Here is an 11,305-nt window from a genome sequence, read left to right as displayed (position 1 = left end):
GCAATGACAGATTTGCGTTTTAAAATACGCAATAATTTTTTGTTTGTTCCTTATTTCGTCGCTACCTGTTTGCTTCGCACAGGTAAGGTTCCTTCAACAATACCCTTAAAATACTCAATAAATATTCAGCGTTTATATTGGAAAAAGATAATTTCTGCAAACTACCATTGAAATGCTTTTTTCTGAGCTTCGTTAAATTCTTTAATTTGACCGCCATAATAAATATACCCACCTCCAGAAGCATGCCTACCTGGATTTTTCGCCACGCTAGTATGTGATAAAACTGCATAAGTACTGTAAAGTCCTGCTATTGTTGCAGTAATAACCAACATTGCTTTTATGGTTTCTCGCATAAAATCTTAACTTTTGCTCATTGTTATTTATTATTTTAAAAACAATTCTAGTATATTTATCGTATATTTTTAACATTTACTTATCCATTAAAAATATTAATTTTATCCAGCAAATAATTTCGTTTTTCAGATAAAAATAGAGCCTGGTGGATTGTCCCAAAAGTTTAGAGGATATATTATTTCCGTCGCTGGTGCTAATGCACATAATTAAGACTGGAATAATTGATGACTTAAATAAGTGACCTTGTCACCTTCGCATTTCATAGGCTAATAACATATCCCCCATCATAATTTTTGGGACAGAGTACTAGTGCTTTGTTAATTTAATTATGCAAAGTGAGAAGCAATTCCCCTGCCATTGCAAGGGCTTTAGCCCGTGGCAATCTATCCATTTTACATTTAAAAGCTAGCATTCATAATTGGTAAGATCCTCACGTCGCTTCGCTCCTCATGATGACAATACGTATTATTGGAAGGGTTGATGACTAAAGTTCATGCGTTAGCACTGACAGAGAAAATTTACTCCCTTCGCCACAACTTTTGTATTAACGCACTAATAACAAATCTGCACTATTACGCTGCGAGTACGTGGCCTATTATCAAAATCTACAAGTATTATTTGCTGCCAGGTGCCAAGTATTAACTCTGAATTAACAACTGGAAATATTTCAGAATTTCCAATCATTGATGCCCTCACATGCGCATAGCCATTACCATCATGCCATGTTTCATCATGATGATAAGTCTTATTCATTGGAGCAATTTTCTCAAAAGCCTCAGGCAGGTCTTTGAGAAGCCCGGGTTCATATTCTATTGTAGTAATTGAAGCGGTACTTCCAGGAACATAAACCAATACCTGAGCCTGTTCAAACTGAACTTTTCTGACTATTTCCTGAACCTTACCTGTTATATTAATGATATCGGTAAAACCTTTTGTATTGATGCTAAATCTTTCACTAATTATTGGCATATTTCCTCCACTTGTATAAATTATATGACTAGAATGGGATTAGAAAAAATCCAGGGACGATTTTTATAGTACACTTCAACTCTATATTTTCCCTTTTGTACATCTTTATGAATAATTTCTTTTCCCTCAAGTTCCTTGATTATTTGCCCATTATAAATCAGCCTTATTCTTGCTTTTCCAGGAACTCTTATTACCAAATGAGCATCATTATCAAGATTTATTGCATTTCCAGGTACAGCGCAAGTTTCTTTGTTTTTTAAACAAAAACAAAATTCTTCTTTATCTCTGTTCCATACTCTATTAATAATAGTATTATTACCCTGTTTAAGAGCATTATAAATCTGTTCTTTTGCTTCATCAAAGTCATTTGATAACTTTTTATCAAGATATAAATAGTTTGCTAGAGTTTTAAAGCTGTCATAATAAGGAAATATTTGAAAATTTATACCCCAAAATTTATGATCTATGGCATGAACATCTAACCCTCCAATTGCAGGAACTATATTAGCATTTGAATTATTCAGATCATCCCACCACTTAATTGTTTTAGCTGTTGGACCGGTTAATATCTTGTCTTTATTAAAATAGCAATAAACAGGATTTTTAGGGTCGTAATTATCAACCCAATCAGACAAATGATTCCATATTTCAAGCCCATGAAATCCTTTAATATTCCAATCCTGCCATCTCAAAGGTTTATAGTCATTTTTTCTGTTTAAACTCTCGTCAGGATGCGCTACAAATCCTATTCCATTTTGCTTTTTAACTTCATTAATAAAATTCTCAGGATTTATCTCATCTTTTATTTCCTGATTAATGTTCAAAGCTAGATAATGATTACAATCACCAGTGCTTATTTCTTCTCCAATAAGCACAGCAACTCCATCATACCAGCCTTCTTCACCATTATCTAAGCCAATAAGCTTATCATGGTCTGTTATTATTATCCAGGATAGTCCTGCTTTTTTTGCTGCTTGAGCTATACTTTTAATACTTGCAGTCCCATCAGAATAATTACTATGAATATGTAATGCACCTATATATGTATAATTCATAATTTTGGAAACTCTTCTTTGCTTAATATTTTTCCCTACAGTTCTTACTTCTCAGATGTTTATAGACTAAAAGTCTTTTTAATAATGACAAACTAAGAAACTATCTTTACCCCTGAACTGGTTCCAATTCTGACAGCACCTGCTTTTATCATATTAATCGCAGTCTCTTTATCTCTTACTCCACCACTGGCTTTTACTTGAAGACCATAAGGTGATACGGTTTCATACATTAATTTAACATTATCGACAGTTGCGCCAACTCCGCCGTTGACAAAACCTGTAGAAGTTTTAACAAAATCAGCCCCAGCTGATATACATAACTTACAAGCTTCAACTATTTCTTCTTTTTTAAGTAAATCAGTTTCAAGAATAACTTTAACGACTTTATCACCGGACTTATTAACCACTTGTTTTATATCTTCTTCAGCCTTTTTATAATCTTTATCTTTTATAGCACCTATATTTATTACCATATCCAGTTCATCAGCACCATCTTCGACAGCCTTTTCAGCCTCAAATGCTTTTACTTCACCTAAACTGGCTCCAAGTGGAAAGCCTATTACCGTAACAACTTTAACAGGGTTATCTTTTAAATATTCCTTAGCAAATCGTACATATACTGGATTTATACAAACACCAATAAATTTATAATTAATTGCCTCATCTAAAAGAGTTTTTACTTCCTCAATGGTAGCTTCTGGTTTTAAGATAGTATGCTCTATATACTTTTCCAGATTTAAGACCTGATTCTCCATAAAATTCCCCTCTCTAAAATAAATCTGATAGAACTATTATACTTCGGAAATGTAATATAATTTATATTATTCTAGCACGTAAAGTTTCATATGGAGTTAAGTATGTATAGTATAAACAATGAATCAGCAATCAAATACGAACCGGTTGAAGTAGTATTAAAAAGGTATATGACAGAATTAGGGGAAAAAACATCTTCTCCTGAAGAAATAAACGTCGAAGACTCAATGTCAAGGATTTTGTATGATGACATAATAGCCCAATATGATTTACCTACTTATAATAAATCTTTAGTTGATGGATATGCTGTAAATTCTAGAGATGTAGCACAATCTGACACGGATACTCCTGTAATACTTGAAGTTATTGGAGAAGTACAAGCTGGAAATACTGCTAAATTAACGATTTCAAAAAAACAAGCTGTTAAAATATCAACGGGATCTATACTGCCAGAAAATACTGATTCCGTAGTAATGGCAGAATATACTGCAACAGAAGGAAATAAGGTTAAAATATTTAAAAGTGTGCTAATGAGCGAAAATATTGCCAAAAAAGGTGAAGATATCACCAAAGGAGAGATATTTATCAGAAAAAAAAGGAAAATTCGTCCTCAAGATATTGGCGGTATATTAGGTTTGGGATATAGAAAAGTTAGAGTTTATAAGCAGCCTATTGTTTCAGTTATTCCTACAGGCAGCGAGTTAGTCTCTATTGATGAATCACCTAAACCAGGGCAATTAATCGAAACAAATAGTCACGTTCTGAAAGGATTAATCAGACAACTTTGTGGCGTTAGCATAATTAGGCCAATAGTAAAAGATAATATAGATACATTAAAAGAATCAATTTGTAATTCTTTAAAGGATTCTGATGTAGTCATAATCTCAGGAGGAAGCTCATTTGGCACAAAAGATTATACGTTAGATGCCATAAAAAGCATTCCAAATTCAAAAATTATAGCCCACGGAGTTGCAATGCGTCCTGTGAAACATACATTGCTCGCATTTATTGATGGGAAACCTGTAATAGGCTTACCGGGATATCCTGTTTCCTCCGTTACATCTTTCTTGACTTTCGCCAAGCCTGTTTTAGTACAATTAGCAGGCAATCCTAGGTCATTTTGGCAAGAAAGGAAAGATAATGTAAAGCTTGATGCAATCTTAGCCAGAGATGTCGAATCTCCAAAAGGAATTGAAGATTATGTCAGAGTTAGATTAAAATTACTAGATAATGGAAAAATTACTGCCTATCCATACGCCGGTAAATCTTCATTCTTATCCACACTTGTAAAAGCCCACGGAATAATTAAGCTAACGCCAGATTGTACAAAATTATATGAAGGTGACAGAGTCCAAGTTTCGCTATTTTAAAGTAAAATTTTATATTTTAAACAAATCAGATATTGAGTAATTTGTTCAATATCTGATTTAATATATAAATCTCTTGTGTATAGATGATAAATTTAAATAAATCTATTTTAAAATATAAAGGTAAAATCAGATTCTTAAAAAATACCAATTAATAGTGTATAATTTTTACTTTGATAGTGAGTTAGATGTATAATTTTGTATTAGTACAAAAATATTGTAAGGAAGGTTTCTATGAGCAATTACGACACTTCAGACATTAGAAACGTAGGGCTTGTATCACATGTAGGAACAGGTAAAACATCTTTGGCAGACGCCATGTTATTTAGTGCGGGTCAAAATACCAGACTGGGAAAAGTTGATACAGAAACATCCCTTATGGATTTTGAACCAGAGGAAGTAAAAAGAAGAACAACAATTAGTTCATCAATTGCAAGTTTCAATTGGAAAAAAGCTCGCATAAATCTTATAGATACCCCTGGAGGAGCAAATTTTGTAGCAGATGCCAGAAACAGCTTACAAGGAATGGATTCAGCTATTATAGTGATAGACGCTATTGATGGATTAAAATTGCAATCAATTAAACTTATCAAACAAGCACAAGAATTAGAATTACCCCTTTGTGTATTTATAAATAAACTTGAAAGAGAAAATGCCAATTATAAAACAGTAATCGATAAGCTAAATTCCACATTTGAAGGAAAACCTGTTTTACTTCAATTACCTATAGGACAAGAATCCTCATTTAAAGGAGTTATTGACTTACTTAAGATGAAAGCTCTCATTTTTGAGCTTAATGAAAGTGGAAAATTCACTGAACAGGACATTCCTGCTGAACTAAAAGCTGAAGCTGAATCTATGAGAGAAGCAACTTTAGAATCAATAGTTGAATGCGATGATGCAACTTTAGAAAAATATCTTGAAGGAGCTGATTTAACAGAAGAAGAAATCACTTCAGCTCTTAAAAAAGGCATATTAAATAGACAAATTACTCCTGTAATGTTCGGAGCAGCAACAAAGAATGTTGGAGTTCATCAAATCCTTAATTTTATTGCTGATTATATGCCATCTCCTATCGAAAAAGGAGCAATTAAAGTAAAAAAAGCTGATGGATCCGAACAAACAAGAGAACCCGCATCTTCTGAACCATTAGCAGCTCTCGTATTTAAAACAATTGCAGATCCATATGCCGGCCAGCTAACAATAATGAGAGTATTTTCCGGAGAAATTAACTCTGATACCAACATATATAATTCAACCAAGAAAGCAAAGGAAAGAGTTGGTCAAATGCTGCACCTAGTTGGTAAAAAACAAGAACCAACAGCAAAAGCGGTTGCAGGTGACATAATTGCCGTAGCAAAACTAAAAGATTCCCATACAGGTGATAGTTTTAGTGATGAAAAAAATCCTGTAACTATTCCGGCTATTTCACAACCGGCTCCAGTTATATCTTTTGCTATAAAGCCAAAAAGTAAGGGTGATGAAGATAAAATCCAATCAAGTCTTAAAAGGTTAATGGAAGAAGATCCAACACTTCAAGTATCAAGGGATTTACAAACGAAAGAAATCATTCTTTCCGGTATGGGACAAGTACATTTAGATGTTGCTATTGAAAAATTAAAGAGAAAATTTGGCGTAGAAGTAATACTTGAAACACCAAAAATCCCATATAAAGAAACAATTACAAGTGACGCCAAGGTTCAAGGCAAATATAAAAAACAATCCGGTGGTAAAGGGCAGTATGGTGATTGCTGGATTGAGCTTCACTCAATTGATAAAAATAAAGATATGGAATTTATTGATAAAGTTGTAGGCGGAGCTATTCCAAGACAATACATCCCAGCCGTAGAATCAGGTATAAGAGAAGCAATGCAAGAAGGTGTTCTTGCAGGATATCCTACGGTAGGAATTCAAGTAGTGCTTTTCGATGGAAGCTACCACCCTGTTGATTCATCTGAGATGGCATTTAAAGTAGCAGGATCAATGGCATTTAAAAAAGCTGCCGCTGAAGCAAGACCCGTTCTCCTTGAACCAGTTATGCATGTTGAAATCACCGTTCCCGAAGAAAATGTAGGTGATATTATGGGTGATTTAAACAGCAGAAGAGGAAGAATGCAAGGAGTTGAAGCAGAAGGAGCTACTCAAACGGTAAAAGCACAGATACCAATGGCAGAAATGCTTAAATATGCTCCTGATCTTAATTCTATGACGAGTGGCGCAGGTATATTCACAATGGAATTCTCTCATTATGAAGAAGTTCCTGCTCACCTTGCACAAAAAATTATTGAGGAAAATAAAACAACTAAAGAAACTACTGCAAAATAATCATTAAGGGTGCGTAAAAAATTCATAATCTAAGAGGGGACGGATTAGTCCTCTTTTTAGATTATGAATTTTTAGAGGTATTACCGTCTAACCAGCTTTTAACGAGTAATAATCGAGCAATAAAAAATACTTACGCATTTTTTATTGCTCGATTATTTGCTGGTTATAAGAAGCAGGCTACAAAAATACTTATGGATTTTTCATCAAAATCCATAAGTATTTTTTACGCTGTCCTTAAATCTAAATAAATATAGAAAAAGCTCCTTTCGGAGCTTTTTTTACATAAGTAAAAAATTAAGAAGAGAGAGCTTTATTTGTCCTAATTATATAAAAACAGTGAGTTTGGAATAATTGACATAATTTAATATATAATTAAATTATGTTAAGCATTTTTTATAGACTTATGATTTACATGTAAATCATTTACATTATTATATTGATGTAGTAGTATTAATCATTATCTCGTATGCCGAAGTGGTGAAATTGGTATACACGCATGTCTCAGAAGCATGTGAGCGCAAGCTTGTGTGGGTTCAAGTCCCGCCTTCGGCAGATATTATTTGACTACAAACACTGTTTAAATTGTTAGTTACTACAACAGGAGGAACATACTTATTAGTAACGTTAGATTTCAAAGTTCAAAGCCAACCGGAATCCTAAATGAAGACATACGAACAAAGGAAGTTCGATTAATTGATGATGAAGGAAATAATCTGGGAATCGTTAACACGCGAGATGCTCTGAATATGGCATATGATAAAGAGTTGGACTTAGTTATAATCAGTCCTAATCAAACACCACCCGTTGCAAAAATACTTGATTACGGCAAATACAAATTTGAATCAGAAAAAAAAGCAAAAGAAGCCAAAAAGAAGCAACATGTGGTAGAAGTTAAAGAAGTAAAAATGCGTTATAAAATAGATACCCATGATTATGACGTTCGTATTAAAAATATAAAGAAATTTCTAAAGGCTGGAAATAAAGTTAAGGTTATGATAATGTTGAGAGGACGTGAGATTCAGCATTCTAAGTTAGCTTTTGATTTAGCTGAAAGAATTAAGAATGACCTTCAAGACATTAACTATACAATGGAAAAACAAGCGGGTTTAGAAGGCAAAAACGTAGTAATGATTCTTACAACCACGGAATCTTAATTTATTAAGACAAACTAGCAATATTAGGAGTAACACAATTATGCCAAAGATGAAAACTCATCGAGCCGGAGCAAAAAGATATAAAGTCACCGCAACTGGCAAGATTATGCGCAGACAAGCAGGTAAAAAACACTTGCTTACACATAAAAGCGCTGAAAGAAGAAGACATTTATCTGGAATGGTAGAGGTATCCTCAACTAACCTCGAAAAAATTAAATTAGAATTACCTTATATGCAATATTCTCGTTAAGAAGGAGTTAAACTATGGCAAGGGTTAAGCGTGGAAATGTTCTTCGCAAAAGACATAAAAAAATATTAAAATTAGCAAAAAGCTTCAAAGGTTCTAGAAGCAGATTATTTATAGTCGCTAATCAGGCTGTAATGAAAGCTTTAAAGTATCAATATCGTGATCGCAGAAACAAAAAAAGAATGTTCAGACGCCTTTGGATCTCCAGAATTAATGCAGCAGCAAGAATGTTCGGTCTTAGCTACAGCAAATTAGCACATGGATTAAAAGAAGCAAATGTTAGCATAAACAGGAAAATGTTAGCTGATATAGCTGTTAAAGATCTTGATGCTTTCAAAAAAGTTGTAGATATTGCAAAAAAACAACTTAAAATTTCTGCATAAAAACATTATTTATATACACCCCTCATTTTTATGAGGGGTGTAATTCTAAGTTATAATATTTTTAACTAGATATGTCTTAACTTAAACTAGTAATTCTGCAAAAATAATATTAAAATCGAACTATCACTACTTGTATAAATAAATTGTCTAACTTAAGATTTGCGAGACCGATTAATACATAGTTTAAATATTTTATTTATGCTATAGTAAAATTAGAAAAAATAAGACTGCAAGAAAAATTCTATTTGATTTAAATCTAAAATTGAGGGAACAATTAGTAGTTAAAACCGAATCAAGATTTGTTGTTAAAGTTTCTAGCAAGGTTAAAATGTTTTAGGAGAGGTAAAGGACAGTCCTTGTCTAGACAATATTAATGGGGCGAAAAGCAAGTATGTATGTAAACAAATGTTCAAAGTGCGGCGCTGAATTTGAAACAAAAAATCCTAAAAGAGTTATTTGTCCTGGTTGCTTATACCCAGAAAGAAAGCCGATTTTAAATTCTTTTACTCCAGGGGTACAACAAGAAACACCTAGTGAAAGTACACAGGTAACAGAGAAACCTGACCAGCCACAACAAGCTGGCACACAGCATCATTCAGCTCATTATGGGGACGGACAAAGACCTCCTCAAGGTGGTTATCCACAAGGCCAAAGGCCGCAGCAAGGACAAAGACCACCCTATGGTGGACAAAGACCTCCACAAGGTGGTGGTGGATTCAGAAGACCCCCGCAAGGTGGTTATCCACAAGGACAAAGACCTCCACAAGGTGGTGGTGGATTCAGAAGACCCCCGCAAGGTGGTTATCCACAAGGACAAAGACCTCCACAAGGTGGTGGTGGATTTAGAAGACCTCCTCAAGGCGGTGGATTCAGAAGGCCTCCACAAGGTGGCGGTAACTTTAGAAGACCACCTGGAGTTCAGAAAAAACTGTTAATTAGCAGGGAACAAGTCGAGCAAATTGAAAATCTTTACAAAAAAATGTTACCTCTACCCAATCCTGACGTACATGAGGTAATTGGAAAAGAAATTAATCTTGAACCTAATAAAGTTTTCTTTGGTATCAATTTGGTCAGACAAAAAATGATGCTGCCAAAACTTCCTTATCCTAAGAGAAAGTTAGCAGTATCACCAGATCAGTTAATGGCCATTCAAAGCTTATATATGCCACTTTTGCCATTACCTCCTATAGGCTGCCACAAATTCATCTCAAAGCAACTTAAAATGGATGAATGGAGAGTTCACGTAGGTATAGGCATTATAAGAAAACAAATGGAATTACCTCGCTGGAACGTAGACCGTGAAGATGCACCAGCAGAATTCAAAAAACAAAAACAGGAAGAATTAGCTTCTCAAGAAGCTGTTAAAACTGAAGAATAATTTTTAAGTTATTTAAATAAAAATGCTAGGAAAATTAAAATCCTAGCATTTTTTATTTCCTGTACAGCTTTTGAAAAATGGTGCCAGATATTTAGAAAACTTAACTTATTCATTGAATTGATTAGCAAGTTAATAACCTGTTTTGCTATAATACTCCTTTATAAAAGCAATTATAAAGTACGAGGTAGAAATTAGTGTGTGGAATAGTAGGGTATATTGGCTCTAAACCTATAATCCCAATATTATTAAATGGACTGACTAATCTTGAATATAGAGGCTATGACTCTGCAGGTATAGCTGTTTATAATGAAGATCATGTGGAAACATATAAAGCATCAGGCAAATTATCAAATTTAAAACAATTATTATGCAGTAATAATGATATTCACAAAATTGGAATAGGTCATATCAGATGGGCAACACACGGTGCTCCAAATGAAACCAATGCTCATCCACATATAAGCTGCTGTAAAAAAATTGCACTTGTGCATAACGGGATAATAGAAAATTATAAAGAATTAAGAGAAGAATTAACCTCAAAAGGACACGTTTTTATATCCCAAACTGACACCGAAACTATCGCTCACTTGATTGAAGAAAGTCTTAAAGTCCACTCAAATATAACTGTTGCAGTCAGAGAATCCCTTAAAAAAGTGCAGGGGGCTTTTGCTCTTGGAGTAATTTATGAAGATGCACCGGATACTCTTGTTGCGGCTAGAAAACATGCTCCATTAATTCTTGGATTAGGAGAAAATGAGAATTATATAGCTAGTGACGTTCCAGCTTTGCTTGAGTATACTAAGCAAGTAATTTATCTTGATGATGAAGAAATAGCTGAAATCAAAACAAACAGTATTAAAATATATAACCTTAATGGTGATGAAGTTATTAAAAAAGTAGAAAATATTCCCTGGGAACCAGTTGCTATAAGCAAAATGGGTTATAAACACTTTATGCTCAAAGAAATTCACGAGCAGCCTGATGTAGTCAGACAAACCTTGTGCGATAGACTAATAAGTGCTGAAGAGCCCATACAGCTTACAGAAGTAAAATTAACCAATGATTATCTAAAAAATCTTGATCGTATTCAAATTATTGCTTGTGGTACCTCAATGCACGCAGCAATGGTGGGTAAATACTTAATAGAAGAATTAATTGAAATCCCTGTAGATGTGGAAGCTTCTAGCGAATACATATACAAGAAAACTATCTCAAATCCAAATTCACTTGTTATCGGGGTTTCACAATCTGGAGAAACCGCTGATACATTAACAGCAATACGTCAAGCTAAAGCTAAAGGATCACACATATTAATCATAA

At 33.8% G+C, this 11,305-nt stretch carries 10 protein-coding genes, 1 tRNA gene and 1 pseudogene (1 of these 12 cut by a window edge); 8 read left to right on the top strand and 4 right to left on the bottom strand.

Features of this window, described 5'->3' with window-relative positions; all coding sequences use genetic code 11:
- Positions 1-161: 161 nt before the first annotated feature.
- From A2255_08800 to A2255_08785, 4 genes are all read right to left on the bottom strand, one after another.
- Complete coding sequence (locus A2255_08800; protein OGI21768.1) at positions 162-353, bottom strand: hypothetical protein; 192 nt, start codon at positions 351-353, stop codon at positions 162-164.
- A gap of 553 nt (positions 354-906) precedes the next feature.
- Positions 907-1,323, bottom strand: coding sequence for a secondary thiamine-phosphate synthase enzyme (locus A2255_08795; protein OGI21767.1), 417 nt, complete (start codon positions 1,321-1,323; stop codon positions 907-909).
- Positions 1,324-1,343: 20 nt separating this feature from the next.
- Positions 1,344-2,378: a hypothetical protein gene (locus A2255_08790; protein OGI21766.1), complete on the bottom strand. Its 1,035-nt coding sequence runs from the start codon at positions 2,376-2,378 to the stop codon at positions 1,344-1,346.
- Positions 2,379-2,470: 92 nt separating this feature from the next.
- Positions 2,471-3,133, bottom strand: coding sequence for a deoxyribose-phosphate aldolase (locus A2255_08785; protein OGI21765.1), 663 nt, complete (start codon positions 3,131-3,133; stop codon positions 2,471-2,473).
- A gap of 102 nt (positions 3,134-3,235) precedes the next feature.
- On the opposite strand from A2255_08785, the gene A2255_08780 reads away from it, so the two are divergent.
- The 8 genes and pseudogenes from A2255_08780 to A2255_08745 all read left to right on the top strand — a co-directional run.
- Positions 3,236-4,501 carry a hypothetical protein gene (locus tag A2255_08780; protein ID OGI21764.1) on the top strand — a complete coding sequence of 422 codons (1,266 nt, stop codon included), beginning with the start codon at positions 3,236-3,238 and terminating at the stop codon, positions 4,499-4,501.
- A gap of 231 nt (positions 4,502-4,732) precedes the next feature.
- Positions 4,733-6,823 carry a translation elongation factor G gene (locus A2255_08775; GenBank protein OGI21763.1) on the top strand — a complete coding sequence of 697 codons (2,091 nt, stop codon included), beginning with the start codon at positions 4,733-4,735 and terminating at the stop codon, positions 6,821-6,823.
- Positions 6,824-7,291: 468 nt separating this feature from the next.
- A tRNA-Leu gene (locus A2255_08770) sits at positions 7,292-7,375 on the top strand.
- A gap of 56 nt (positions 7,376-7,431) precedes the next feature.
- A complete protein-coding gene (locus A2255_08765; protein OGI21762.1) occupies positions 7,432-7,977 on the top strand; it encodes a translation initiation factor IF-3 in 546 nt (181 codons plus the stop codon).
- A gap of 40 nt (positions 7,978-8,017) precedes the next feature.
- Entirely contained in the window at positions 8,018-8,227 is a 210-nt protein-coding gene (locus A2255_08760) for a 50S ribosomal protein L35 (protein OGI21761.1), read from the top strand.
- A 14-nt stretch (positions 8,228-8,241) separates the two neighbouring features.
- Complete coding sequence (locus A2255_08755) at positions 8,242-8,607, top strand: 50S ribosomal protein L20 (GenBank protein ID OGI21760.1); 366 nt, start codon at positions 8,242-8,244, stop codon at positions 8,605-8,607.
- Positions 8,608-8,980: 373 nt separating this feature from the next.
- Positions 8,981-9,985, top strand: coding sequence for a hypothetical protein (locus A2255_08750; GenBank protein ID OGI21759.1), 1,005 nt, complete (start codon positions 8,981-8,983; stop codon positions 9,983-9,985).
- A 194-nt stretch (positions 9,986-10,179) separates the two neighbouring features.
- Positions 10,180-11,305 (top strand): annotated as a pseudogene (locus A2255_08745) (glutamine--fructose-6-phosphate aminotransferase) (it continues 718 nt past the right edge of the window).

It is taken from the genome of Candidatus Melainabacteria bacterium RIFOXYA2_FULL_32_9, from assembly GCA_001784615.1.
Lineage (GTDB): Bacteria > Cyanobacteriota > Vampirovibrionia > Gastranaerophilales > UBA9579 > UBA9579.
Note: the sequence above shows the minus strand (reverse complement) of the source record. Positions and strands in the feature narration are given on the sequence as shown.

What these genes read in the sequence shown, in the direction of transcription:
- A2255_08755 (OGI21760.1), top strand. Translation starts at nt 8,242, where the DNA reads ATGGCAAGGGTTAAGCGTGGAAATGTTCTTCGCAAAAGACATAAAAAA.
- A2255_08785 (OGI21765.1), bottom strand. Translation starts at nt 3,133, where the DNA reads ATGGAGAATCAGGTCTTAAATCTGGAAAAGTATATAGAGCATACTATC.
- A2255_08795 (OGI21767.1), bottom strand. Translation starts at nt 1,323, where the DNA reads ATGCCAATAATTAGTGAAAGATTTAGCATCAATACAAAAGGTTTTACC.
- A2255_08800 (OGI21768.1), bottom strand. Translation starts at nt 353, where the DNA reads ATGCGAGAAACCATAAAAGCAATGTTGGTTATTACTGCAACAATAGCA.
- A2255_08790 (OGI21766.1), bottom strand. Translation starts at nt 2,378, where the DNA reads ATGAATTATACATATATAGGTGCATTACATATTCATAGTAATTATTCT.
- A2255_08750 (OGI21759.1), top strand. Translation starts at nt 8,981, where the DNA reads ATGGGGCGAAAAGCAAGTATGTATGTAAACAAATGTTCAAAGTGCGGC.
- A2255_08775 (OGI21763.1), top strand. Translation starts at nt 4,733, where the DNA reads ATGAGCAATTACGACACTTCAGACATTAGAAACGTAGGGCTTGTATCA.
- A2255_08760 (OGI21761.1), top strand. Translation starts at nt 8,018, where the DNA reads ATGCCAAAGATGAAAACTCATCGAGCCGGAGCAAAAAGATATAAAGTC.
- A2255_08780 (OGI21764.1), top strand. Translation starts at nt 3,236, where the DNA reads ATGTATAGTATAAACAATGAATCAGCAATCAAATACGAACCGGTTGAA.